Source organism: Mesorhizobium sp. WSM4837 (assembly GCF_055811435.1).
The window spans coordinates 1-24,853 of sequence record NZ_JBVVQE010000010.1 but is presented as its reverse complement, the minus strand read 5'-3'; the positions used below and the strand labels follow the sequence as shown (position 1 = coordinate 24,853).

General features: G+C 62.6%; 26 protein-coding genes and 1 pseudogene. 15 read left to right on the top strand and 12 right to left on the bottom strand.

Annotated elements, in window-relative coordinates:
- The first annotated feature begins 125 nt into the window (after positions 1-125).
- From AC0L3D_RS07870 to AC0L3D_RS07855, 4 genes are all read left to right on the top strand, one after another.
- Positions 126-1,364, top strand: a complete 1,239-nt coding sequence (locus tag AC0L3D_RS07870; protein ID WP_473643788.1) for an MFS transporter — start codon at positions 126-128, stop codon at positions 1,362-1,364.
- 90 nt (positions 1,365-1,454) lie between these two features.
- Positions 1,455-2,024 (top strand): histidine phosphatase family protein, encoded by a 570-nt coding sequence (locus AC0L3D_RS07865; protein ID WP_473643786.1) that lies wholly within the window; start codon positions 1,455-1,457, stop codon positions 2,022-2,024.
- Between the two features lie 87 nt (positions 2,025-2,111).
- Positions 2,112-2,504 carry a VOC family protein gene (locus AC0L3D_RS07860; RefSeq protein WP_473643784.1) on the top strand — a complete coding sequence of 131 codons (393 nt, stop codon included), beginning with the start codon at positions 2,112-2,114 and terminating at the stop codon, positions 2,502-2,504.
- A 48-nt stretch (positions 2,505-2,552) separates the two neighbouring features.
- Positions 2,553-2,708 carry a hypothetical protein gene (locus AC0L3D_RS07855; RefSeq protein ID WP_473643782.1) on the top strand — a complete coding sequence of 52 codons (156 nt, stop codon included), beginning with the start codon at positions 2,553-2,555 and terminating at the stop codon, positions 2,706-2,708.
- Positions 2,709-2,857: 149 nt separating this feature from the next.
- Here the strand turns inward: AC0L3D_RS07855 and AC0L3D_RS07850 are convergent, their stop codons facing one another.
- Positions 2,858-4,000 carry an MFS transporter gene (locus tag AC0L3D_RS07850; protein WP_210334896.1) on the bottom strand — a complete coding sequence of 381 codons (1,143 nt, stop codon included), beginning with the start codon at positions 3,998-4,000 and terminating at the stop codon, positions 2,858-2,860.
- A gap of 475 nt (positions 4,001-4,475) precedes the next feature.
- Between AC0L3D_RS07850 and AC0L3D_RS07845 the strand changes: the two genes are divergently transcribed.
- On the top strand, positions 4,476-5,486 hold the full coding sequence (locus AC0L3D_RS07845) for an Lnb N-terminal periplasmic domain-containing protein (protein WP_473643780.1): 1,011 nt from the start codon (positions 4,476-4,478) through the stop codon (positions 5,484-5,486).
- Between the two features lie 157 nt (positions 5,487-5,643).
- Positions 5,644-6,498: an aldo/keto reductase gene (locus AC0L3D_RS07840; protein ID WP_473643778.1), complete on the top strand. Its 855-nt coding sequence runs from the start codon at positions 5,644-5,646 to the stop codon at positions 6,496-6,498.
- Positions 6,499-6,615: 117 nt separating this feature from the next.
- Here the strand turns inward: AC0L3D_RS07840 and AC0L3D_RS07835 are convergent, their stop codons facing one another.
- From AC0L3D_RS07835 to AC0L3D_RS07825, 3 genes are read right to left on the bottom strand one after another with little or no spacing between them, the layout of a single operon-like run.
- A complete protein-coding gene (locus tag AC0L3D_RS07835) occupies positions 6,616-7,434 on the bottom strand; it encodes a hypothetical protein (RefSeq protein ID WP_473643776.1) in 819 nt (272 codons plus the stop codon).
- Positions 7,431-7,871: an alpha/beta fold hydrolase gene (locus AC0L3D_RS07830; RefSeq protein WP_473643774.1), complete on the bottom strand. Its 441-nt coding sequence runs from the start codon at positions 7,869-7,871 to the stop codon at positions 7,431-7,433. Before AC0L3D_RS07830 ends, AC0L3D_RS07835 begins: the two co-directional genes overlap by 4 nt.
- Positions 7,813-8,760 carry an AfsR/SARP family transcriptional regulator gene (locus tag AC0L3D_RS07825; protein WP_473643772.1) on the bottom strand — a complete coding sequence of 316 codons (948 nt, stop codon included), beginning with the start codon at positions 8,758-8,760 and terminating at the stop codon, positions 7,813-7,815. The genes AC0L3D_RS07830 and AC0L3D_RS07825 overlap by 59 nt, the downstream gene beginning before the upstream one ends.
- 176 nt (positions 8,761-8,936) lie before the next feature.
- Here AC0L3D_RS07825 and AC0L3D_RS07820 point away from each other — a divergent pair, with 176 nt between their 5' ends.
- Complete coding sequence (locus AC0L3D_RS07820; RefSeq protein WP_473643770.1) at positions 8,937-9,275, top strand: hypothetical protein; 339 nt, start codon at positions 8,937-8,939, stop codon at positions 9,273-9,275.
- Positions 9,276-9,344: 69 nt separating this feature from the next.
- Here AC0L3D_RS07820 and AC0L3D_RS07815 read toward each other — a convergent pair whose 3' ends face one another.
- The 3 genes from AC0L3D_RS07815 to AC0L3D_RS07805 all read right to left on the bottom strand — a co-directional run bounded on the left by AC0L3D_RS07815 (position 9,345) and on the right by AC0L3D_RS07805 (position 11,809).
- Positions 9,345-9,650, bottom strand: coding sequence for a hypothetical protein (locus AC0L3D_RS07815; RefSeq protein WP_023799134.1), 306 nt, complete (start codon positions 9,648-9,650; stop codon positions 9,345-9,347).
- Between the two features lie 139 nt (positions 9,651-9,789).
- A complete protein-coding gene (locus tag AC0L3D_RS07810) occupies positions 9,790-10,596 on the bottom strand; it encodes a class I SAM-dependent methyltransferase (protein WP_473643768.1) in 807 nt (268 codons plus the stop codon).
- A gap of 160 nt (positions 10,597-10,756) precedes the next feature.
- Entirely contained in the window at positions 10,757-11,809 is a 1,053-nt protein-coding gene (locus AC0L3D_RS07805) for an acyltransferase family protein (RefSeq protein WP_473643766.1), read from the bottom strand.
- A gap of 391 nt (positions 11,810-12,200) precedes the next feature.
- Between AC0L3D_RS07805 and AC0L3D_RS07800 the strand changes: the two genes are divergently transcribed.
- The gene (locus tag AC0L3D_RS07800; protein ID WP_473643764.1) at positions 12,201-12,353 is read left to right on the top strand and encodes a hypothetical protein; all 153 of its coding nucleotides are present in this window, start codon (positions 12,201-12,203) and stop codon (positions 12,351-12,353) included.
- Positions 12,350-12,751 (top strand): DCC1-like thiol-disulfide oxidoreductase family protein, encoded by a 402-nt coding sequence (locus tag AC0L3D_RS07795; RefSeq protein ID WP_473643762.1) that lies wholly within the window; start codon positions 12,350-12,352, stop codon positions 12,749-12,751. Before AC0L3D_RS07800 ends, AC0L3D_RS07795 begins: the two co-directional genes overlap by 4 nt.
- Positions 12,752-12,942: 191 nt before the next feature.
- Here the strand turns inward: AC0L3D_RS07795 and AC0L3D_RS07790 are convergent, their stop codons facing one another.
- The 4 genes from AC0L3D_RS07790 to AC0L3D_RS07775 form a co-directional block, all read right to left on the bottom strand.
- Entirely contained in the window at positions 12,943-14,340 is a 1,398-nt protein-coding gene (locus AC0L3D_RS07790) for a thiol-disulfide oxidoreductase (RefSeq protein ID WP_473643760.1), read from the bottom strand.
- A 429-nt stretch (positions 14,341-14,769) separates the two neighbouring features.
- Complete coding sequence (locus AC0L3D_RS07785) at positions 14,770-14,958, bottom strand: hypothetical protein (protein ID WP_023799140.1); 189 nt, start codon at positions 14,956-14,958, stop codon at positions 14,770-14,772.
- A gap of 266 nt (positions 14,959-15,224) precedes the next feature.
- On the bottom strand, positions 15,225-16,475 hold the full coding sequence (locus AC0L3D_RS07780; RefSeq protein ID WP_473643759.1) for an NAD(P)/FAD-dependent oxidoreductase: 1,251 nt from the start codon (positions 16,473-16,475) through the stop codon (positions 15,225-15,227).
- Positions 16,476-16,485: 10 nt separating this feature from the next.
- A complete protein-coding gene (locus tag AC0L3D_RS07775) occupies positions 16,486-17,874 on the bottom strand; it encodes an aminotransferase-like domain-containing protein (RefSeq protein ID WP_473643757.1) in 1,389 nt (462 codons plus the stop codon).
- 315 nt (positions 17,875-18,189) lie between these two features.
- Here AC0L3D_RS07775 and AC0L3D_RS07770 point away from each other — a divergent pair, with 315 nt between their 5' ends.
- Genes AC0L3D_RS07770 through AC0L3D_RS07755 form a run of 4 tightly spaced genes read left to right on the top strand, consistent with a single transcriptional unit; the run spans position 18,190 to position 22,539 of the window.
- On the top strand, positions 18,190-19,371 hold the full coding sequence (locus tag AC0L3D_RS07770; protein WP_473643879.1) for an ABC transporter ATP-binding protein: 1,182 nt from the start codon (positions 18,190-18,192) through the stop codon (positions 19,369-19,371).
- A 5-nt stretch (positions 19,372-19,376) separates the two neighbouring features.
- The gene (locus tag AC0L3D_RS07765; RefSeq protein WP_473643755.1) at positions 19,377-20,426 is read left to right on the top strand and encodes an ABC transporter substrate-binding protein; all 1,050 of its coding nucleotides are present in this window, start codon (positions 19,377-19,379) and stop codon (positions 20,424-20,426) included.
- A 5-nt stretch (positions 20,427-20,431) separates the two neighbouring features.
- Positions 20,432-21,712: an ABC transporter permease gene (locus AC0L3D_RS07760; RefSeq protein ID WP_473643753.1), complete on the top strand. Its 1,281-nt coding sequence runs from the start codon at positions 20,432-20,434 to the stop codon at positions 21,710-21,712.
- A 2-nt stretch (positions 21,713-21,714) separates the two neighbouring features.
- Positions 21,715-22,539, top strand: coding sequence for an ABC transporter permease (locus AC0L3D_RS07755; RefSeq protein WP_091599287.1), 825 nt, complete (start codon positions 21,715-21,717; stop codon positions 22,537-22,539).
- Positions 22,540-22,583: 44 nt separating this feature from the next.
- Here AC0L3D_RS07755 and AC0L3D_RS07750 read toward each other — a convergent pair whose 3' ends face one another.
- The gene (locus AC0L3D_RS07750; protein ID WP_473643751.1) at positions 22,584-22,922 is read right to left on the bottom strand and encodes a winged helix-turn-helix transcriptional regulator; all 339 of its coding nucleotides are present in this window, start codon (positions 22,920-22,922) and stop codon (positions 22,584-22,586) included.
- 137 nt (positions 22,923-23,059) lie between these two features.
- Between AC0L3D_RS07750 and AC0L3D_RS07745 the strand changes: the two genes are divergently transcribed.
- On the top strand, positions 23,060-23,353 hold the full coding sequence (locus AC0L3D_RS07745) for a glycosyltransferase (protein ID WP_473643749.1): 294 nt from the start codon (positions 23,060-23,062) through the stop codon (positions 23,351-23,353).
- Between the two features lie 677 nt (positions 23,354-24,030).
- Positions 24,031-24,782, top strand: a pseudogene (locus tag AC0L3D_RS07740) (IS256 family transposase); the annotation flags it as partial.
- Positions 24,783-24,853 lie beyond the last annotated feature (71 nt).

Here is a 24,853-nt window from a genome sequence, read left to right as displayed (position 1 = left end):
AAGTTCGACCGGCTCGAACGTGAAGCCAGGCCTCTGATCAAAGCGGAACTGGCCGATATCCTCCGGCAGCGGAGGCCGATAAAGACGAACAGGAAGCGCGCACTCTATCGAGAAACAAAGGGATCATGCAGTCCTTCAGTGCATTCGTCGTCAACAATGTCCGCTGGCTCGCGGGCGCCTTTTTGCTGACCCTCGTCTCGTCTTTCGGGCAGACCTTCTTCATCGCCTTGTCGAACGGCGATATCCGCGAGACGTTCGGGTTGAGTCACGGCGAGTTCGGCGGGCTCTACATGCTGGCAACGCTGCTTAGCGCGGCGACCCTGCCGTTCCTGGGGCGGCCGCTGGACCGGTATTCGACAGTGACCATGGCGATCGCGACGATGCTCATGCTTGCCTGCGCCAGCATTGCGATGGGGTTCGCCGGGTCGCTGCCAACGCTGCTCCTTGCGCTCTACCTGCTGCGCCTTTTTGGCCAGGGCATGATGACCCAGACCGCTCTGACGGCAACAGGCCGCTGGTTCGCCGCGAACCGGGGCCGCGCCGTCTCGGTCGTCACGCTTGGCTTTCATGTCGGCGGCGCTCTGCTGCCTTTCCTGTTCGTCCTCGTGGCTGGCATCGTCGGCTGGCGGGGAAGCTGGTTCGTCTGCGCAGCCTTCATCCTGGTCGTGGCCTTGCCTCTGGTTTGTGCGCTGGTCCGGAAGGAACGCAATCCGCAGAGCGAGGCCCAGCCGAGGGCGCAACGCGCAGTGAAGCACTGGACGCGGGCGGAAGTCCTGCGCGATCCGACCTTCTACGCCATCTGCCTGGGGGTCCTGGCTCCCGCCTTCGTCGGCACGACTATCTTCTTTCACCAGGTCTATCTAACCGAGCTCCGGGGCTGGCCGCTGCAACTCTTCGCCGGCGGCTTTGCCGTCCTGTCCGCCACGACGATGGGTTTTGCGCTTCTGGCCGGGTGGCTGATCGACCGCTTCTCGGCGGTCCAGCTGCTGCCTCTATTCCTTTTGCCGCTGGCGCTGGCATGCTTCGCGGCTGCCTATCTGACGGCGCCTTTCGCCATCTTCGTCTTCATGGCGCTGCTTGGCATCAGCTACGGCTTCTCCTCGACCCTGGAGGGCGCCATGTGGCCGGAGATCTACGGCACCGCGCATCTCGGCGCGATCCGCTCGGTTGTGGTAGCCGTGATGGTTCTGGCCTCGGCGATGGGCCCCGGCATCACCGGATACCTGATCGACGCCGGCGTCGACTACGCGCTGCAACTGGCCTTGATGGGCGTCTACAGCCTGGCCGCCGCCTTGCTGATGTGGCGGGTATCGCGGAAGCTGACGCGGGGCCTGTCTCGCGGCTGGAATCTTTCCAGCTCCTGATCGGTCCTGAAATCGTCGACACCAACATTTATGTCGCTACTTGCGGAATGAAGTGCTGGTCCGCGTCAGGCTGCCAATCGGAAAGGTGAGATGCGAATTGGACGTCGGCGATTTCTTGTCCTGTCGCTCGGAGCGGCTGCCTTCGGCACAGCCCAAGCCTCCGGGCCACTCTGGGCAGCCCTGCGATCTGGAGAAGCCATTGCGCTGCTGCGCCATGCCGCGGCCCCAGGCTCCGGCGATCCACCTGGCTTCAGGCTCGGTGACTGCAGCACCCAGCGGAATCTGTCGGAACAAGGTCGTGCGCAGGCCCGCGCGATCGGCGACCGGTTCCGTGCGAATGGCATCTCGTCGGCAGCCGTCTATTCGAGCCAGTGGTGTCGCTGCCTCGATACCGCTCGCCTGCTCGGGATCGGCGACGTCGTGCCTCTTGAGCTGCTCAATTCGGTCTTTGGCGACAGTTCGGCCGCAGAAGTGCGCACCGCTGCCCTTCTGGCCTGGCTCCGCGGGCAGCGTTTCGGCGGACCTGTGGTGCTTGTCACGCATCAGGTCAACATCACCGGCTTGACCGGCGAGGTGCCGGAGAGCGGCGAAATGATCATCGTCCGTATTCACCAAGCTGACCCCGTGCAGGTCATCGGGCAGGTTGCCACGCCGGCTTGAGCATGATGGCCTTCGACCCCATCTCGTGCAGCATCGCTTCAGTCGTGGAACAACGACATGCGAGGAGAGATCGAAGGGAGTGATGGCATGGCTATCGATTTCAACCACACAATACTGCCGGCCCGCGACAGCGAGGCGTCGGCAAAGTTCCTGGCGGAAATGCTTGGCCTTTCCGCCCCGAGGCGCTGGGGGCCTTTCCAGATGGTCACCACCGAAAACGGTGCCAACCTCGACTACATGGATACCTCAGGCGAAATCAGGCCGCAGCATTACGCCTTCCTGGTCAGCGAAGCCGAGTTCGACGAGATCTTCGCCAGGATTCGTGAACGGGACCTGCCGTACTGGGCTGATCCTGGCCGGACGCAGCTGGGCGCGATCAATCGCCACGACGGCGGCCGCGGGGTTTATTTCGAGGACCCCAACGGTCATCTACTCGAGATCATTACCCGTCAGTACGGCAGCGGCGGATGGAACCCGTGATCGCTCGGTGGCGTAGCCAGGCGGCGGACGTCTGCGAGCCTTGTCACGGTGTTCTGCCGCAGCCAGCCGATCAGTCTGCTGAAATCGCGTCCAAAACTCGTCGCGGTCGTGACCCGCTCGGTCGAAGCGGTCACCGTGTGCCAGGCAGGTGCTGTGGAAGGCTTCCAGTGCGCGCTCGACATCGACACCGGCGTGCACCGATGATGCCGGATAAAGGGCGGCGAATAACGTCAGCAGGAAGCGAGGCGACATTTCACGCTCCGAGCCAGCTCAAAACGGTCGACACCTTTCAAACGCTTTGCCGCCGCGATCGATCCCTCCTGGCTAAACGCCCCAAACCGACAAGGCTGGCCTCACCGCTCCTCTGGGGGCTTCAAGTGCCGGAACTGCAGCAGCAGCAGCAGGTCATAAATGATCTTCAATGCACCGCAGATGAGGAGGGGCCAAGCTCGGAAAGAGGCAGCAAGCAGAGCGCCCGCCAGCGCCGGACTGGCTGCCGCGGCCAGACTGCGCGGGACAGATGTGAAGCTCGCGGCCGCCGCCCGCTCCGCTTCCGTGACAACGGCCATGACGTAAGATGAGCGCGTCGGGACGTCCATCTGCGAAAGCGCAGCGCGGACCAGCAGCAGGGCCAGTGTCAGAGGTAGCGTCGGCGCAAGCGCCGCCAGCATCAGGGCGATGCTGGACGGAATGTGTGTGAACACCATCGTGTTGATGAGTCCGATGTGCCGGGACAGCCAAGCTGCAACGGGGAATGAGAACGCCGAAAGCACGCCGGACCAGAAGAAGAAAAATCCCGCTTCCGAAAGCGACAGGTCGAATTTTTCGAACAGCCATAGGGCAAGCAGCGACTGGACGACAAAGCCGCCGGCGAAAGCATCAAGGCTAAAAAGAGCCGCAAGCTTGAGAACGATATTGCGCGAGGGGCCGAGCGCGGACGCGGTACCTGTGTCCGAGGTGGGACGGCGCTGCGGGATCCGCGCGTAGAAGAGGCCGCCGAGCAGGCCGAGCAACGCGTAGAGCACGAACATGGCCTTGATGCCGGTGAGTTGGTCGAGGCCGGATGGAGCAACAAGATCAGGGGTCGCCGAAGCGAGTGCGCCAACGGCGCCTGCAAGCGCGCCCACCAAGCTGTAACGCGCGAACATCTTGGTCCGGGCTGCATCAGTGACTTCGCGTGTGAGCACGGCATGCTCTAATGGCACGAACACGCTGACGCTGCCGGCCGACGGGTTGATGGTGCCTGCGAACGCGATCACCAAAAGCAGCGCGTAGTCATGAACCAGGGCAAAGGCCACACCCGTGGCGACCATCAGACTGGTGGCGGCAAGCAGGAGACGGCGGTGATCGTGTCGGGCACCAAGGACTCCGACGGCGATGGTCAAGAGCGCTGAACCGAGTAGCGATGCGGTCGCGATGATGCCGACCTGCAGAGGCGTGAAACCCAATGCGAGCAGGTAGACTGGCAACAGAACGGCCACGAACCCATCGCCCATATCGCGCAGGGCTCGGGCCGCAAAAAGAAAGGTCGTCGGGTGGATCCGCTGCACTGGCCTAGCCTACTCTCATGACCTGCGTCGGCGTCACCGCGCTCGGCAGCGACGCTCGGCAAGGTGGAAAGATCATGACGGAGTCGCGTTAGATATTCCAGCGAGGCGAGTATCGGTTTTGTTGGACTGGAACAGAGAGAACCTGTTCCGGGTAGATTGACGGGCGTTTGAGGTACGGATGGATGGATGAAGGATCTTGTTAGGGCCCGTGAGCTCGCGCGCTCACTTCATCGAACGGCCGATGCCGAGCGCGTCCGTTTCGCGTGGGCACCTTCTCGCTCGCTCCACGCCTGCGAAATCCGCGGCGAAAATGGTATCGGACCGATTGGTGCTCCAATATGGACATGTAGAGTTGTTGTCTTCGAGCGTTCCGTGAGAAATGGCATCCAGGCAATGACAGACTGCCAGAGGGGGGGAATAAATGCGTCGCATCGCTCGGATCTCGCTTGCCATCATCCTTTCGCTGGCCGTCGCAATCCTGACTGCCTGGGCCGGACTTGCCATGTGGTATCGTCTGCCTGTGGCTGAGCTTGGACGGGCTCTGGCCGGCGTCCTGTTCATCTTGTTCGGCCTCGCCACTATCATCGCCCTCTTCAGCCGGTTTCGCATCAGGGCGCTTGTCCTGTTTGCAGCTGCGTTAGCTGTGGTTCTGGTTTGGTGGAGCACCATCAGGCCTTTCGATCACGCGGACTGGGCGCGCGACGTCGCCCGTCAGGTAACCGGCACACGCGACGGAAACCTGTTGACGCTGACTGATGTGCGCGACTTCGAGTGGCGTAGCGCTACTGATTTCACCGAACGCTGGACAACGCGGACCTACGATCTCTCCAACGTTCAGACGGTCGACCTCTTCATGTCTTATTGGTCCGGGACCAAAATCGCCCATGTCATCATAAGCTTCGGCTTTGCAGGAGGTGACTATCTTGCCTGGTCGATTGAGGTGCGGCGCCATGGAGGCGGCAAGTTTTCACCCGTGGCAGACCTGTTCAAGAGCAATCCCCTGGTCATTATTGCGGCTGACGAGCGAGACGTCGTCGGCGTCAGGTCAAACGTTCGCGGAGAGGATGTCCAAATCTATCGGCTAAAAGTATCACCGGAAGCGGCCCGGGCGCTCTTGCTGGAATACGTCTTGGACGCAAATGCACTTTCCACGACTCCAGAATTCTATAATTCCATCACGACGAACTGCACGACCACGATCGTCAAGATGATGCGAGCTGTCGGTGACGTGGTCCCCCTTGACTGGCGCCTCATCGTTAACGGCTATCTTCCCGAGTATGCGTATGCACGGGGTGCGCTCGATGTCAGCTTGCCGATGTCGGTTTTGAGGGAGGCAGCCCACATCGACGGCCGTGCGCGGGAGTCAGGCCTTTCGCCTGATTTTTCGAGATCGATCCGGATTGGCGTGCCATCCACCGGTCCAATGTATTGATCTCTGGAATCGTGTTTGGAAACGCTGGGCCGTTCGAACCGGACCTCATCCCGGCTTCACGGCGCACTTCTACTTCTCCACCTGTCGACTCGCATTGGCGGACGCCGCGCCTAGATAAGCACTGCGCCGGGGCGGAGCGATGCAGAAGGACCTGAGCATGCCTGAACAAATTACCCTGACTAAAGTTGAGCAGATCACATTGAATGATGGCTCAGCCATTCCCCAGATCGGCCTTGGCGTTTGGCAGGTCGATCCAGCCATTACGGCCCAAGTCGTGAGTTGGGGAATCGAGGCCGGCTACAGATTGATCGACACCGCCGAAGGCTACCAGAACGAGGAAGGCGTTGGGCAGGCGATCCGCACGGCTGGCGTACCGAGGAGCGAACTGTTCATCACCTCGAAACTGCGCAACGGCGCGCATCAGCGTGACGCCGCCCTGCGGGCTTTCGACGAGACGATGAACAAGCTCGGCATCGAGCAGATCGACCTGTTCCTGATCCACTGGCCAGTGCCCAGCCAGGGCAAATATGTCGAGGCGTGGAAGACGCTGATCGAACTCAGGCAATCCGGCCGGACCAAGTCGATTGGCGTTTCGAATTTCAACCACGACCATCTGGAGCGGATCATCGGCGAAACTGGTGTCACACCCTCAGTCAACCAGATCGAACTCCATCCCCGGTTTCAACAGCGCCAGACCAGAGAATTTCACAGCACGCACAACATCCGCATCGAAAGCTGGAGCCCGCTGGGCAGCGGCCTGCTGTTGAGCGACCCGACCCTCGAAAAGATCGCCGGAAAACACCGCAAGTCCGTGGCGCAGGTGATCATCCGCTGGCATCTTCATGAAGGGCTGATCGTCATTCCAAAGTCGATCCACCAGGACCGGATTGCCGCCAATTTCGACGTCTTCGATTTCGAGCTGGATTCAAAGGACCTCGAGCTCATTCGAGGTATGGATTCATCAAACGGCCGTACGGGCGCGAACCCGGCCACGGCTGCGTTCCTGTTCTGACGAGCGACGGACATCGGTCAGATCAGCGAAGGCGGATGGCGTGAGGGCAGCGGCCGCTTGGCGACGGCCGGCTGCCCGATGCCGAACCTGCACGCCGCGATTTGTTGTCGGCCAATGTCAGACAGCCAGTTTACTGACGGAAAAAAGCTGCAGGCCACCGGGCAGCCCGCTCGCTTCCAGTTCGCCATGCCCTTCGAATGTCAGGCCGGAGCCGACTACCAGATCGCGCACCGTCCGCGACGCGATGATCTCGCCCGGCCGCGCGTGATCGAGCAGCCGCGATGACAGCTCGATCGCAACGCCAGTGAAGTCATCGCCGCGCACTTGGCATTCGCCGGTATGGACTGCCGAGCGGACATCGAGACCGGAATGCCTCAGGCGATGACGGATCGCGATCGCGCACTGGATCGACCGCGTCGGCCGTTGGAACACGGCGAAAAATCCGCTTGCGGAGCGCCTGATCTGTCTGCCTTCGGCAGCGAGCAGTTCGCCGCGGATCTCTTCGGCGTATCGCTCGATCAGATCTGCGCCAACACCAGAAGGGGGGCCGGCTATCTCCAGGGACAGCACCGACACCAGAACCCCTTCGCCCGCTGCCGGCAAGGTGCCGGTGACGAAGGTCTGGATCTCGTCGACCAGGCGATCGGAATTCTCGCCCCAGATTACGTGATCACGGCCGGCAAGCTCGATGTATTTGGCGCCTTCGATATGCGTTGCCAGGTAGCGCCCCTCTTCCGGTTTTACCCAGCGGTCGCCCGCCGTCTGCACGATCAGTGTCGGGACGTGAATGGCTGGGAGAAGGGCGCGAACATCGATTTCGGTGCCCCAGCGCCACAGCGCGATCGCGTCGGCTGGCGAGGCTGAACTCCTGAGGTAAGCGGCGAACCATTCTCTTTCGAACGCGTCGTTCATCAGGCTGGGTGCCGCATTGCTCATATCCGCCGGCTCCCCCACTGTCGCTCGATGGCGGCCAGGTCTTCTTCCACCTGCTCGCTTGTCCTTGCCCAGGGGTAATCCTTCGACCATCTGCCCCTGGCATAGGTTCCGTTGAGCACAAGTGCCGCCGTGCGCTCGGGATAGGTCGCCGCGAACAGCATGCACATGGGACCGCCCTCGGAGCTGCCGAACAGAACCGTGCGCTTCGAGCCGACCGCATCCAGCACCGCCCGCATGTCCTCCATCCGCTCTTCCAGGGTCGGCAAACCGACATTTCGATCGGACAGCCCCGTGCCGCGCTTATCCATGCGGATCAGGCGCGAGAAGGCGCTGAGGCGATGGAGCACATGCAAAAGCCGCGGCGACGACCAGGCAAGGTCAAGGTTGGAGACCCATCCAGGCACATAGATCAGGTCGACCGGGCCGTCGCCGGTCACCTGATAGGCGATGTTGATCCCGGCCGATTTGACGTAATGGGTCGCGGGGCGCATCGGCTCGGCCGGGAACGCCGGCCGCTCGCCGGTTCGGGCTGGCGACGGTGGCGGCGTCTGGGAAGACGACGCCGAGGCAGCTGCCCGGGAGGCGGCTTGCGGGTGTCATGCGGCGCGTCCGCAGGTCTTCATAGAGATGTCGGGTTTCCGGCTCGGGCTGCAGGTTCAGTTCCCGCTGCAGCGCACCGCGGCAATTTTCATATTGCTTCAGCGCGAGAGTGAGCCGGCCCTGAGCCGCATAGGCTCGCATCAGGGCGCGGTGGATATCCTCCCTCAGCGGCTCCATGGCGAGCAGGCGCGTTGTCGAGCGCACGCATGAGGCAGGATCGTTCGTGGTGCAGTAATGCGCGACGAGCTTGTCCAGTGCCGCGACGGCCATCGCCCTCAGGCGCTCGCGCTCGACCCGCAGCCAATCCTCGAACGGCTCCTCCTTCAGGCCGAAGCCGTCGAGCAGGTCGCCGCGATAGACGACAAGCGCCTGTTCGAGGTGCTCCGGTTCGGAACCGGCGGCCAGCGCCTCGAACCGCACGACATCGAAATCAAGATCGTCGATATTGAGGGTAATGCTCTCGCCGTCGGTCAGGAACGTTCGGCCATCGGATCCGTCCATCCCTTTCCTGATAGCCGATAGGGCCTGTCGAAGGCTCATCCGCGCCTGGGCCTCACCGTTGCCGCCCCACAAAAGCGCGGCAAGCTTCTCGCGTGACTGCGAGTGTCCGGATTGCAGGGCGAGATAAGCCACCATAGCGCGCGCCTTGCGGCTGAAAACCGGGGTCGCCGCTGCGCCTCCGGCGAAGTCGAAACCGCCCAGCAGACAGAGATGAGGGTGCGACATCGGGTCCGCCCACGGCCACCACTTTGGTTGCGATCCTTTCCTGTAGTTGTCCCTAATTCAACCGTCATTTTCATCGGCCTGGCGTTTTCACGAATCCTTCACGCTGGCTCCAACGCGCCTCTCACGGCCGTGGTGGAGATTGTCCGGACGAGCAGCCCTTATTTCAGGAGGACACTATGCTACGCCCGAGTTCGTCCGAATGGCCCATCTGGCATGATGATCCCGGTCAAAATGAGCAGCCGCGCGGCGGCCCGTTACGCCACGATATTGCACTTACGCATTATCTCGAGAAGCAGCGGGCCTGCCGGGTATCAACGGTCCGCTCGTTCGATTTCCGGACCACCGCGATCCGCGCATGCGCGCTGATCGCGCGACTTGGGCGTGATTTTTTCCGGCGACTGCAGCCATTCAAACCGCGCATCGCTATGAAAAATACACTTAAGTTGACAGACGATATTGGCTTGAGGCTGGCGCAGATCGAAGCAGAGATAAGCAACTCGTTCTGGCGCCGGTGAGCACGACAGCGGGTTTCGGCTCGATCCCAATGGCCTTTTTAAGGTGAAAACTCCCCTTCGCGCTCAGCCTCATATCCCCGATCCATCCAGCAGCGGGACATCTTCTTCGTCCCAGGGGCTCGGCAATGAACCCTTGCTCAGATTGGCGGTCGGCAGCGGCATCCAGCATTTCAGCTCGGGTTCGGCGTATTCAACCACGCGTCCGGGCGACGAGTCGGAAGCGCGCCAGCCTTCGCTGCCGAACTGGTCGGCTCGAGACCAGTAGGCCAGGTCGACTTCCGCCGGCCCCTGCTCAGACGGCCGAACCGTGACAAGGATTCGGCTGCCATCCCTTGGCGCGCTCGACATGTGACGCCAGCGATCGGGCTCGTCCATCGTAATCTCCTCGCGCAATCTGCATCTCGGCTGTCCAGACGAATAGTCGCTTCGCGCACAAGGCCGGTCAACCCGAACTTTGCGCCGGCAGTCTATGATTGGCCGCCTGCCGGTCTGGCGCGACATGGGCTGCCGGTCATCAGCGCACCTTCGCCTTGACTGACCAGGCTCTCGTTTTCAGGGGAATGGACCCGCCCTCGCCGCGCGGCAGACTGTCGCGGAGCCTCTCCATCAATCTCTGGCGAGCTGCGGGTTCGAGACTCATGCAGTAGCCGGGCGCTGGTCCCGCACCCAGGGTGAAGGGACGCCAGTAGTCCTCAAAGTCCTTGAACACGGCCGGCATTTCAATCCGGGTGGAGTCGATGGAGCCCAGGCCCGCCTTCTCCGCCAAATCGGTCAATCCATCTTGTGTGCAAAATGGAAAACGTCTGTCCTCGGTAAGGTCGATGGCACCGGGGTCAAGCGCCGTCGCAGCGGTCCAGAAGGCCCGCATGAATTCCACCCCGCCGCCAGGATAATCCCACACATAGAATCCAATCGTCGCTCCAGGGCGGGCCACCCGCCGCATCTCGGCGAGCGCCTTTTGCCTGTCGGGGACGAAGTTGAGGACAAGCGCCGACACGACCATGTCCTTGCTGCCCGATTCGACTGCCAAGGCCTGCGCATCGCCTGCGAGAAACGCGACACGCTTGTCCGGCACGTTTGCCCGCGCCTTGGCGAGAAACCCCTCCGACGCGTCTATGGACACCAGGCTCCTGGGATTGCAACGGGCCAGGATGGCTGCCGACAGCGCCCCGGTTCCGCAACCCACCTCCAGCCAGTCCAGATCCTCCGCCGGATCGAGCCAATCCAGGAAAGGTGGAGCGATCTGACGGCTCCATCGCCCCATATAGAGGTCGTAACTATCCCCGGCCTGCCAAGCGTCGTGGCGCGTTGCCTCAGCCATCGCAATCTCCTCCCCTGATGATTTTCGACCCGTCGGACCGCGAGAATACGCCCGCCGCGCTCGCGGGAACAGGGGCCAGGAAGGTCTGCCCGGGGGATCGTAATCGGATGCCGACACGCGCACGCCCCGGGCCGGCAAGGCAGACGATCCGCGTCCTTGCTCAGCCTGCCCGGAAGGCGAGGCTCCGCCTCATCAGTTGGATGCTGAGCGCCAGGTCTCCGCTTCCGATGAACCAGGGCGACAGTATCCGGGACGACCTCAGTCCGCGATAGAGCAGATAGGGAAGTCCGAGCGACAGGGCGATCAGCGCCAACTCGGAAGACATTCCGAAGTCCCGCAGCGTGAAATGAACGAACTGATGGACGAACATGATCACCAGGGAGGCTGCGCCGATTTCCGCCAACGGAGCGATGCGCAAGCTCGGCATCGCCATGAAGCGGACGAGGCCGAGGATAAAGGTCGAGATCGCCAATGCAACGAGCAGGCCGAGAAGCGGCGGGCCGAAGATGGCGTTCTTCATGCTGAAGGTAAAGTCGGACCCCGACCGCGCCGCCGCGAGCGCAACCCCGGCAACCGCCACGACAAACACCGCCGACCACAGCGCGCTCATGCCGCGTTCGCGCAGGAAATGTCCGAACCAGAATGCGCCGATGGCGAGCGGCACATTCGTCAGAGCCAGCGGCGCGCGCACGTCCTGCCAGTAGGCCTGGATTGAATAGGCGAGGCCGACGGATGCGCCGACGAAGATCAGCATTCCGGGATCGGTCGGTCCGCTGGTCCTGATCGCGACCTCGTTATAGACAAGTTGCGTGGCGACGAGGCAGGTGACGAACCAGAACACGCCGAGTTCGCGCGTCAGGTGCCGTCCGCCCAGCAGCGCGTCGGTGATGAGTTCCCTGATCTGCCAGGGCGCCGGGGTGTCGCCGCGCAAAAAGTCCACAACGAGCACGCTCGCCATGATCGCGCCGAGAAACATTACATAGGGAATGAGCAGGCCCTGGACGCGCTTCCGGAAAAGCGCCTTCCTCTCCGTGACGGCAAAAAGGTAGCCGGATATGATGAAGAAGAACGGCATGAAGAACAGCGATGCCGTAAAGTAAATCGGGTGCGCCCAGCGCCAGGTGCTGTGGTCGAGGACGTGGGCCATGACGACAAGGGTGATCCCCAAGCCCTTGGCGGTGTCCAGCCAGGTCTCACGTATGGGCAGGTTCAACTTCAGCGTTTCCTGGATACGGCTTATCGGCCGGCCCGGTCCTTCGGTTTCGATGGCGATTGTGCATTGCATCATACTGTGTGGCAAGTGCGAATTGGCTCGGAGGTCCGCATTGCCGGTTGCCGCCGACGCAATGTCGCAAAAGTCGGCGAAATTTAGCATTCCGCTTGATTTTCCGCCGATCTTCACCCATTGTTGCGTTGCACAATAACAGGCTGGTGCCGACTATGGCAGTTCAAGCGATAGGAAACCTTGGCCGGCACGGGCTGCCGTTCTTGCAACCAGCCGGCTGTTGAAATCGATCGCGCTTTGACCTCGGATCGACCAGGTCCGATTCAAGCAGCAAAGGACCAAGATGCTTCGCGACTTGTCCGCCTATAAGAAAATGTTGATGCTCGGCATTGTCGGGCTGGTGCTCGTCGCCATCGTCGACGCCTTCAGCAACCTGCCCGTCGTCTCCGGCTGCGCGTTCTACAGCAATTGCGCGATCGATAGCTCCGTAGAAGCACCGATTGAGCAAAGTCAGGATCCGACGCTGCAATGAAGCCCCCCGGCAAGTCGGCGCTTATCGTCTATGACGGCGACTGCATCTTCTGCCAGAGCTTTGTCCGCTTTGCCCAGCTGCGCGACGCGGTCGGTCCTGTCGAGTTGCTCGACGCGCGCTCCGGCGACCCGCGCGTTGTCGGGTATCAGCGCCAGGGCTTCGACCTGAACGAGGGCATGCTCTTCGTTTTCGAGGATCGCGTCTACCACGGCGAGGAAGCCATCAATCTCCTGGCGATCCTCAGTTCCTCTTCGACGTTTTTCGGCTGGCTCAACCGCAGGATTCTCTCGAACAGGACGGCCGCGCGGCTGATCTATCCGGCGCTCAAGCTCGGACGCCGGGCCACCCTGAGGCTTCGCGGCCGCTCGCTGATCCCTGCCGACCTCGAACGGCGCTAAAGCATGTTGCCCAAAAGCATGCCCTCGGGCCCTGACCCGAGGGTGCGCAGCGGTTTTGCGATAGCGACCATGAACTTAAAGCGGCGCGTTAATCTTACAGGCGCGACGCGCTTTGGACATTTCCTGACGAAATGGATGGCTTAAGTCGACGGCCCGGCGACATCTACCAATTTCATTCGTGAGAGCGGCGTTCAGTGGGTGCAGGCCTTCGGCCGCGAGAAATCCACCAACTTGAACACAAGCAACTTGCGTTCGATGAGGCTGGGCATTTCGCCCGCGAAGGTCGACGCGTTGGCGCGGGTAATCGTCTCGCCATCCTTCACGTAAGTCACCCAAGCCTCGGGCTTCCGGCGCAGCTGTTTCTTCAGATCGAGGAGGACGTGGTAATTGCCCGCCAGCGACTGCCGGACGAGATGGGGCTCCGAGGAATCAACGATCTTCACCACCTCGTTTTGATAGTTGAACATGTATGGTGGCCTGGGAAAGAGCAGATGGTTGGTCTGGCCGGCTTCCGTGTGCAGATTGCTGAACATGTTGATGGAACTCTCCGTCTTGAGCCCGACATAGGGTGACAGGCAGGAAAGGAAGAACAAGCCCGGCACCAAATAGACCCAGAGCGGCTGGCGCGGCGAGGAAACGGTCTGGCAAGGCAGATTCTGCAGAGCCACATGGGCCAGCACGACCATCGCCGCGCCGCCCACTACCGCCCAAATGAGGATCCAGACGGAGTGGACCATCATGTCGAAGGAGCGCCCGGGAAAAGCATAGGTGAGCAGAATGACGAGAGTGACCGCGAACAGCATCACGGCGGCGCCCGGCAGCAAGATCCCGATCCGGCCGAACGTCTCGCGCAGCGGATTGGTAAACTCCAGCGAGCTGCGATAGAGCGCCTCGCTGGCGGGCGTGGGGATGCTCAGCACATACAGCGCGAACACCAGGCTGGAAAAGTCCATGTACCAGGAATAGGCCGAGATCGGGATCACGTAATGGAAGACGAGTGCGAGGATGAACCCCACGGCGAAATAGCGCTTCCAGTAGAGAGACACAATCGCGATCGCCTCAATGACGAAGGTGGCGAAGATCGCAAGATACCGGCCAAACAGATTGTCCTCGAGGCCGAACGGACGAGCCAGCGGAGCGTAGAGGCCCACCGCGCAACTCACGGAAGGATCGAGGAAATCGGTGTTGATCTTGTGGAAGATGCCGTAGAAATACATGATGGCGAGCAGCGCCCGGGCGACGATCCGGATCTGTTGATAAAGCTCCATCCGGGCCAGCGCGGCGCCGCGGCCGGCGGCCCGCAGATAGAGCACTGCCGCACTGAGCAGGATAGCCCCGTTCATCACCGCCGTGATCGTCTTGTTGTTCGAAGCGACCGGCATGCGCAGCGCGTACAGCACAAGCGATACCATCACGAGCCCGATCAAGAACTCGGTTCGCCGCGGGTACAGCAGGAGTAGCAGGCTGAACAGGACGACCGACCAGCTCAGAGCGGCAAACAGCGGCCCCTTGTAGCCAAGCATGGAGTAGATATCACCGGCGATACTGAAGATCGCCGCCATTGCCCAGAACGGGGCAAATGCGGTCAATCCGTCAAATGTATCGTCCCGTCCTCTGACTTTCGTGATCTTGCTGCGACCAACGTTCCATATCGGCGTCGCGCTTGAATACTGCTGCTGCCCAATAAACACCAGTTAGCCCCCGCTGCCCTATGTTGCACTGCAACATCAGCACGAGCGCAGAGTAAGAGTCAATCCGCCGTCGTCGGTAGCTCCTGCTGCCGAGCATCAGCCATTGGGAGAGGTGCGGCGGACCCAAAGCGGGATGCGTTTAATTTGAACTGGCCATCCCGCTCCATTTGTTTCGCCCGCGACTGCATGTCGCCCAAGGCATGCCCTCGGGCCTGACCCGAGGGCGCGCAGCAGTATCAGGACAACGACATGTCAACACAACGACATGTATGAAAACAAGAACTTGAAGCGGCGCATTAATCTTGCGGATGCGCCGCGCTTCGCCGACTAACGCTGCTTTGCCGTTCTGGGAAATTCCACCACGTCAGCGGGCGGACGCTTGTACTGGGCTGCGACAATTGCATCGATCAGGATGTCCAGGGCGGCGCGCGCCGCGCTGCTCGTCTCGTCATCGCCGCGCAAATAGTGACAGGCTCGTTCAAGATGGAGGTGGGCTGCGGCAAAGTCACTGGTCATGGATTCTCCTTTTGCCCGCCGCTGGACAACGATGGCCCATTTCGATTTACCCAAAGGCGAACATCCACAGCTGGATTTGAATCAAATATGGCGGGTTAACCAGATCTTCAGCATCGCGAGGTGACCTTGCGGCTGCGGACATGTGTTGAGTTCCGCCTCAGGCAACAGACCCGCTCCGGAGACGGGGGCGGGTTTTTGCTTGAATGGTGCCGAACTGCCTGTCCAATGCTCACGCGCTACGCTGCCGCGGCGGAGCCGACCTAGCGTCAAGCAGCGAAGCGGCCCACCGCAAAGGGCGCGAGGCAGTCAGGATCGCCGCGCCCGGCAATGAGGTCGGCGACCAAGCGGGCGGTGATCGGCGCCAGAGTGAGGCCGAGATGACCATGACCGAAGGCATGGATCACCCTGCGGCCGCCACGTGACCGACCGATGACGGGCCGGGAATCGGGCAGCGACGGCCGGAACCCGAGCCATTCGGATGAGGACCGGCCCAGTGAGGGGAAGAACTGCCTGGCACCGCGATCCAGCAGCGCCAGCCGGCGCGGATTTGCCGGCGCTGCAAGCCCGCCGAGCTCGACGGTTCCGGCGACACGCAGCCGGCCGGTCATCGGCGTCATGTAGAAGCCGAGATCGACAGGACAGACCGGACGATTGAGCAAAGGCGCTTCGGTCGGGAATTCGAGATGATAACCGCGTTCGGTCTCGAGCGGGATGCTGTCGCCGACCTGCATAGCCAACGCCCGCGATTGCGCACCCGCGGCGATCACCACCGTATTCGCCTTGATGCGAAGGCCGGAACCGCTGAGCCTGACACCGTCCGCCTCGACCTGCAGCCCTGATATGGCAGCCTGTGCCACCGACACGCCGCGGGCGGTTCCGGCATCGAGCAGCCGCCGCATCAGCGTCTTTGGATCGGTGACATTCATCGAATCCGGGAAGTACAGTCCGCTGGCCCCGGTCGTGGGCAGGCTCGGCTCGAGCGCGGCCACCTCTCCCGGCGTCAGAACCTCCTGATGCACGCCAAACCCGGCGCGCAGCGCCCTGCCACCGGCCGCCCTGGCGAAACCGCTCTCGCGACGATACAGGTAGAGGCAGCCGTTGCGGCGCAGCAGGTCGACCATATCGGCCTCTTTCGCCATCTCCTCCCAGGCCGGCAGGGCCTCGGCGAGAAGCCCGGCGAGCGCCAGCGCATTGGCCCGGGTGGCCGCCGGAAGCGACTCTCTGACAAAACTGACCAGCCACGGCGCCAACTGGAACAGAGCCGGCCAGCGAAGCGAAAAAGGGCTGTCTGGATCGAGCAGCAGTTTTGGCAGCGCGCGCAGAACGGCCGGATTGCCGACCGGCATACAGGCATATTCGGCGATCGTTCCGGCATTGCCGAACGAAGCGCCGGAGCCCGGCTCATTGGGGTCGACAAGCAAGACTTCGCGGCCCTCGGCGGCAAGGCGGAGCGCCGTCGCAAGCCCGATAACGCCAGCGCCGACAATGGCGATTTCAACGGTTTCCGCTGCTGCCACGACTAAACCCCTAGACGAAGCCAGGCAGTTGCAGATGCCCGGCCGCGAGCAGTTCGGCCATGGTGTTCAGCGCGGTGCGCAGATCGTCGAGCGAGCGCGCGGCGCCGACATTGATGCGCACTCCGTGCTGCACCGGCTCGCGCCCGACCGCGAAGGCATCGCCGGGAAGAACGGCAACGCCACGTTCCAGGCAGGTACGAGCGAAACCCGCGCCGCGCCACGGCTCCGGCAGGCGCAGCCAGGCATGCGTCGAGGTGGCGTGGCTCTGGACATCGTAGCGGCCGAGGATTTCGGTGAGGATGGCCTGGCGCTGGCGAAGCTCCTGCTTCTGGGCTTCGATGATACGCGCCGCCGAGCCCTCTTCTATCAGCCGTGCGCCGATCAGCGCGGTCAGAGGGCTGATGCTCCAGCAGTTTATGCGCAAGGCCGCAGCGACCTGGCCGGCTATGGCGCGTGGCGCGATCACAAAACCGAGGCGCAGTCCCGGGGCAAGGCATTTCGACAAGGCGCCGATGTGAACCGTCAATTCGGGCTCGAGGCTGGCAAGCGACCGCGGCGGATTGTCCGCCAGCGGCCGATAGACGTCATCCTCGATGATGAGGACGTTATGGCGACGGGCGACAGTCACCAGCTCGTGCCGGCGCTCCTCGCCCAGCGTGATGGTGGTCGGGTTGTGCAGGGTCGGCACCAGGAAGACCGCGCGCGGGCGCAACTGCACGCAGGCCGCCTCGAACGCGTCGGCCCGCATGCCGCCACGGTCCATGGCGATGCCTCTGAGATCGAGCCCGTGCACCCGGCACAGTGCATTGATGCCCTGATAGGTCACTTCGTCGGCGAGCACGACCTCGCCCTGCCTGGTCACCGCGCCAAGCACGCAATCCAGCCCATGCTGGGCGCCCGTCGCCAGCACCACCCGGCCGGGATCGCCGGCGCCGGCGACCGGCTGCATCCACTCGGCGATCGCCGCCCTCGCCCACAGCGGCCCCTCGGGCGGGTGATAGTCCTGAAGCGTAGCGTAGTGCCGGTCCTTGGCCAGGCGCGGCAGCAGCAGGGCCAGGGCATCGAGATAGGCCGAGGTTGCCGGCCGGTTGACGGAAAGGTCGATGACGCCGCTGTCGTCGCTTGGCGCCGACACGAAACCGGGTCCTTCGCCGCCATTGCGGGCAGCCACCGTGGTGCCGCGTCCGGGCCGCGCTTCGAGCAGGCCGCGCTGCTGCAGCGTCGACAGCGCCCGCGTCACCGTGGTGACGTTGATGCCAAGCGCGCGGGCAATCTCGCGCTGCGGCGGCAGTCGGTCTCCAACCGCAAGCGTGCCGGCGGTAATCCGTTCGGCAATAGCGTCGGCAAGGCGCCGGTAGACTGGGCCTTCCTCCGAGGCGAGTTGCAGGTCCTGAAGCATGCGGATTAGCGGTTTCGGTGTGTTGACACTCTGGCTACCGGCGCATCTAGCATAAGACAATGCTCCGGACAATAGCGCTTGTCCGGTGCCTTAATCCGAAATCCGAGCTAAAAATCTCACACAATATCGAAGAAAGCTGCTTGACGGGCAAACTTGTCTGCATCTATGGTTCTTTAGCGATTGATTGTGTGAGCATACAAGTTTTGGTTTGCCGCCATGCGCGGCCAGCGTCAAGCGAGACCGGCACATGGACGGCAAGCACCACCTCGTTTCGACAAGCGGCCATCGCCGGCGCTCAACGGATTTCCGTCCGTGATCGCCGAAGCGACAGGCCTGTCACGCGACAGCGCCGGTCCGGCACCGGAAGCCAATGCCGGCAGCCCCAATGCCGGTGGCCGGGGATTTGTCGAGTTCGTCGATGTCGAGAAATCCTATGACGGCCGCACTTTCGCGGTGACACGGCTGAACCTCAGCGTGGCGCGCGGCGAGTTCCTCACCCTTCTCGGCCCCTCAGGTTCGGGCAAGACGACGACGCTCAACATGCTTGCCGGCTTCGAACGGCCGACCAGCGGCGTCATCACGCTTGAAGGCCGGTCGGTCGACAGGCTGCCGCCCTACGAACGCAACATCGGCATGGTATTCCAGAACTACGCGCTGTTTCCGCACATGAGCGTCGAGGAGAACGTCGCCTTCCCGCTCTCGGTCCGCAAGACCACCAGGGCGGACGTGGCATCCCGCGTCGGCCGCGCGCTCGACATGGTGCGGCTGCGGCAATTCGGCGACCGGCGGCCGGCACAGCTTTCCGGCGGCCAGCAGCAGCGTGTCGCGCTTGCCCGCGCCCTGGTGTTCGAGCCAAGCCTGGTGCTGATGGACGAGCCGCTCGGCGCGCTCGACAAGAAGCTGCGCGAGCACATGCAAATCGAGATCAAGCAGCTGCACACCATGCTCGGCGTCACCATCGTCTATGTCACGCACGACCAGAGCGAGGCGCTGACCATGTCGGACCGCGTTGCCGTGTTCAATAATGGCGGGATTGCCCAGCTCGGTTCGCCTGACGATCTCTACAACACGCCGGAGAGCTCGTTCGTCGCCAGCTTCATCGGCGAGAACAACACGCTGGAAGGCAAGGTCGAGCGCGTCTCCGGCAAGGAGTGCCGCGTCGCGCTGCACGGCGGCGGTTCGGTCGCCGCGCTGGCCATCGGCGTCGCCGAAGGCGCGGCCTGCCATGTCGCCATCCGCCCGGAACGGTTGAAGCTCGCGCCCGCTTCGAACGGTGCAAATGCGTTAGCCGCCACGGTCGAAGGCCGCATCTATCTCGGCGACCACCAGCGTCTTCTGGCCAGGCTGGAAAGCGGCCAGGTGCTGACCGTCAAGGTCGGCCCCGAAGCGACCATGGGCAACGGGGAACCGGTCACGGTTTCCTGCGCGCCCACCGACTGCCGCGCCTTTCCGGCCGATGCCGGAACGGGCGGTTCCATCTCGAAAACAGGGGAATAAGAACAATGAAAATCACAAAAGCCCGGCTGTTCGCCTTCGCGGCAGCCACAGCATTCATCACCATGGGAAATGCCGCTTTCACGGAAGAGCTTTCGATCATGGCCAGCGGCGGCGCCTGGCAGGATGCCCAGCGCAAGGCATGGTTCGAGCCGTTCAGCAAGGAAACCGGGATCAAGATCGTCGAGCAGGAATATCTTGGCGATCTTGGCAAGGTCAAAGCGATGGTCGATACCGGCAACGTGCCGATCGATCTGGTGACGGTCGAGACCGCGACCGTGCTGCAGGGTTGCGACGCCGGCATTCTCGAGCGGCTCGACTATTCCAGGATCGCCCCGCGTGAAAAGTTCATCGAAGGTTCGGCGCTCGACTGCGGCGTCGGTCTCGACGCCTATGGCGATGTCCTTGCCTATGACCCCAACGTGCTGAAGGAGGCGCCAACCTCGGTCCTCGACATCTTCGACACGACGAAGTTTCCGGGCAAGCGCGCGATGCGCAAGTTTCCGGCACAGAACCTCGAATGGGCACTGATGGCCGACGGGGTCGCGGCGGCCGATGTCTACGAGGTGCTGGCAACCCCCGAAGGCGTCAACCGCGCTTTCAAGAAGCTCGACACCATCAAGCAGGACATCGTCTGGTGGGATGCCGGCGCACAGCCGCCGCAGCTCCTCGCATCCAAGGAAGTGGTGATGACCACCGCCTGGAACGGCCGTATCCAGAACGCCATCGACAAGGACGGGGCGCCGTTCAAGATCGTCTGGAACAACCAGATCCTCGAATATGACATGATCGCCATTCCGAAGGGCGCCAAGAACCCGGATCTGGCCTACAAATACCTTGCCTATATCAGCCAGCCGGAAATCAACGCCAAGCTCGCCAGCTACATCACCTACGGGCCGGTGCGCATCGATGCGGCGTCCTTCGTCGCGCCGGACGCCCTGCCGAAATTGCCGAACGCACCCGACCACATGACCGCTTACCTGGTCGCCGATACCGAATTCTGGGGCGACTATGGCGAGGATCTGGTCAAGCGCTTCAACGCCTGGCTCGCGCAGTAGGGAAAATGTCGGCGCTCGAGCCCACGAAACTGGACCGGCCGCGGGCAAGCCGCGACTGGTCGGCCGCCGATTCCGGCACAGCAAAGTCGGTTGCGGCTGCACTTCGCCGCGCCGATCTCGGCGACCGCCTGCGATCGCTGACGCTGGCGGCACCTTTGCTGGTGCTGCTGGCATTGAGCTTCGGCATCCCGATTGTCCTGTTGCTGTCGCGCGCCGTTTATGATCCGACGATTGCCGACGCCTTGCCGCAGACCAGCCAGGCATTGCGCGGCTGGAACGGCACCGGACTGCCCGACGATGCTGCGTTCCTGGCCCTTGCCGCCGATCTCCGCAGCAATCAGGCCAAGGGCACCGCCTACGAACTCGCCAAGAGCCTCAACGCCCGCCTCCCCGGCGCGCGCAGCCAGGTGCTCAAGACGGTGCGCCAACTGGATTCTGCCGACCGGCCGCCGCTGGAGGTGATGAAAGCGGTGCCGTTCTGGTCGGCGCCGGGCACATGGCCGGTCATCGAGAGCGGCACCCATAGCGTGACGTCGTTCTATCTGCTGAGCGCGCTTGACCTGCGCTGGAATGCCGATGGCGGCATCGAAAGAGTGCCACCCGAACAGGCGATCTTCGTGCAGGTGTTCATGCGCACATTTTTGGTCGCCGCAGCCGTGACGCTAGCCACGCTGGTCCTGGGCTTCCCCCTCGCCTATCTCATCGCCTCCGTGCCCAAGGGCCTCGCCGCAATCCTCATCGTTGCGGTGCTGCTGCCGTTCTGGACGTCGATCCTGGTGCGAACCGCGGCCTGGACGGTGCTCCTGCAGAAATTCGGCCTGGTCAACGACCTGCTGCTGTGGCTCGGCGTCGCCGACGACCGGTTCGATTTGATGTACAGCCGCATCGGCCTGATCATCGCCATGACCCACATCCAGCTGCCGTTCACCCTGCTGCCGATCTACAGCGTCATGCGCACCATCCAGCCCTCGCAGATGAAGGCTGCCTATTCGCTCGGCGCAAAACCTTTCACCGCGTTCCGCCGCGTCTACCTTCCACAGGTCTTTCCGGGCGTCATGGCCGGCTGCCTGCTCACCTTCATCCTCTGCCTCGGCTACTACATAACGCCGGCGCTGATCGGCGGCGCCAGCGATCAGCTGATCAGCAATTTCATCGCCAGCTATGTCAATGTCGAACTGAATTGGGAGATGGCGGCGGCGCTCAGCTTCATCCTGCTCGTCTTCACCCTGGCGCTGTTCGGCATCTTCGCCCGCATCCTCGGCCTCGACCGTCTCAAGCTGGTGTAGCCATGTTGCTGTCTCCCTATCCAACGACAGGCGAAAGAATCCGCATCACCCTGCTCTGGCTGTGGTGCGGCATGGTGATCCTGTTCCTCCTCGTGCCGATCCTCATTCCCGTTCCCTTGTCGTTCAACAGCGGCGCCTTCTTCATCTTTCCGCTGGAGGGAATTTCGACGCGCTGGTACGAGGTCGTGCTCGGAACCCAGCGCTGGCAGGCAGCCATCGGCAACAGCCTGATCGTTGCGTTCGGGACGACGCTGATCGCAACGATACTCGGCACGTTGACGGCGATCGCACTTTCCGACGAAAAATTTCCCGGCCGCCGCATCGTCATGCCGCTGCTGCTGTCGCCGTTGATCGTGCCGGTGGTGATCACCGCCGTCGGCTCGTATCTGTTCTATGCGCGCGTCGGCCTCGCCAGCACCTATGCCGGGATCATCCTGGCGCATACCGCACTCGCCAGCCCGTTCGTCGTCGTCACGGTGGGGGCGAGCCTCTCCGGCTTCGACCGCAATCTGATGCGCGCCGCCGCCATCTCCGGCGCAAGACCCATCACATCGTTCTTCAGGGTGATGCTGCCGCTGATCCTGCCCGGCGTGCTGTCAGGGGCGGCCTTTGCGTTCGTCACCTCGTTCGACGAGGTCGTCGTGGCGCAGTTTCTGGCCAGCGCCAATCAGCGCACGATGCCGCTCGAGATGTTCATCGGCCTGCGCGAGAAGCTCTCCCCCGCAATCACCGCCGCCGCGACGCTGATGATGGCACTGTCGATCGTGCTGCTGGTCGTCGCCAATGTTCTGGCCCGCCGTGGCAAGCAGCGACCGCGTATTGATTAGCCTTCGCGCGGCGGTCGGCCCGAGCCGCTATAGGTCTTCCTGCATCAGGCCGCTTTACGTTGCGATTTCCATGTCTCGTGGTGCTTGCCCCAGGCCGACATGACCGTCACCGCATCGTTCAGGCTAAAGCCGAGCGGCGTGATCGAGTATTCCACGCGAGGCGGCACTTCGTCATAGGCGCGCCGGCTGATCAGCCTGTCGGCTTCCATCTGCCGCAATTGTTGCGTGAGCACCTGTTCGCTGACGCCAGGCAGCAAACGGCGCAGTTCGGCGAAGCGGTAAGGCCGCAGGTGCAGTTCCCATAGCAGCGAGGTCTTCCATTTTCCGCCGATTGCCTGCAGCGCGGCAGCAAAACCACAGCTGTCCGGTTCCTTGCGCCTCATTTGGCAGCTCCTGTCATGATGGCGATAGCTTACCTCAAGGTGCGTACTTCTCAGAGAACGAACGGAAGTTCTGAGTACTCGCGCCCTATCTCAGAAATGTACAGGGCCAGGGCGGCGGTCGAAATATCGCTGAGGGAATGTCGCCGCTCAAGATCTTCGAGTATATGGCGCACGGCAAACCGACAGTATCCTCCGACCTGCCAGTTATCCGTGAAGTTTTGAGGGATAGAGTTAACAGCGTTCTGGTGTCCCCAGACAACTTGTCGGACTGGGTCAAAGCCCTTCAGCGCCTGCGCGAAAACAAGGTGTTTCGGGATCAGATTGGGCTGCAGGCGAAGACGGACTTTCTGGCCAAGCATAGCCGCATCGCACGCGCAACCAACATATTAAAGGAAATCGAAAAGCGGATGCCGTCGAGCGGAAGCTTATAGGGCTGCACAGTTTGTCTTGTTTGGCGGCCGTTGATCCAAGTGTCGGGCATCGCGCCTGCAGTCAATGTCGTCTGCTACGCCATCAAGTCCATTGCGGGCAGCGAGATTTCGAACGAGGTTGCCGAGGTCGCAATGTCGTCTTTTCGATAAAGGATCTCGTGGACGGAGTGGACCGACACGCCTGCGGCTATGGTTACCAGATCAACGTCAGCCAATTGATGCACTCGGGCAGCGGCGAACCCTACCGGATCGCGATCTGCGGCGGCGAGTCGACGGAACCGTGGCCGGAACCGACGGCTCCGGTCGAGGCCGGCCTGCGCGAGAAGGCGATGGACTTGGTCGGGTGGAGCTACGAGGAAGCAGGGCTGAGGCCGCAGCCGGACCTCGAAGTCGGCGGAACGCAATGTCCCACCTGTTTGTTGCACTTGACCTGGCTTCCGGAGGGGCTTAGGCCGTGGCGATGGCGAGCAACGCCTAAACGCGACCAGAGCGGACCGTAAACCCTCTTCACCGCGAGGAGTGGTCGTGTCCCACCGCGTGGTGTAGGTCGGCGATAGCGAAGCCGCTCGCGAGCGCGCCCTCAACAGCGCTGTAGCGAGCGAGCGGCGCAGCGGCGGTCATCGATGTTCTTCGGTAGGGTTGGGTTGCTGACACAACCTGATTCGAAGGAACCATCGATGACCAACGACATGATGAACCTGCGCACGCTCGTAGAGAAGACCCCCGATGCCGATATCCTGCGCGAGATGATCGGCTTTGCCGCCGAGCGGCTGATGGAGCTGGAGGTGGGCGCCGCCACCGGCGCGGCCCATGGCGAGAAGAACCCACTGCGGCTTGTCCAGCGCAACGGCTACCGCGACAGAGACTGGGAGACGCGGGCCGGCACCGTCGAGCTGCGCATCCCCAAGCTCAGGAAGGGCTCTTACTTCCCGAGCTTCCTTGAGCCGCGGCGCATGGCCGAGAGGCGCTGATCGCCGTCATCCAGGAGGCCTACGTCCAGGGTATCTCGACGCGCTCGGTCGACGACCTGGTCAAGGCGATGGGCATGAGCGGCGTCTCCAAGAGCCAGGTCAGCCGGCTGTGCGAGGAGATCGACGGCAAGGTGAAGGCCTTCCTCGACAGGCCCATCGAGGGCGACTGGCCCTATCTGTGGATTGATGCCACCTACCTGAAGGTGCGCCGCGGCGGACGCATCGTCTCGGTCGCCGTCATCATCGCCGTCGGTGTCAACGCAGACGGCTGGCGCGAAGTGCTGGGCATGGAGGTCGGCACGTCTGAGGCCGAGCCGATCTGGACGGAGTTTTTGCGCAAGCTGACCCGCCGCGGCCTGTGCGGCGTCAAGCTCGTCGTTTCCGATGCCCATGAAGGCATCAAGGCGGCCGTCACCAAGGTGCTGTGCGCGACATGGCAGCGCTGCCGGGTCCATTATGCCGATGTCCGGATTATGCCGACCTTGCGGGTGGATGTCGGCTTCGGAGGCGGTGATCGCTGCGATGGGGT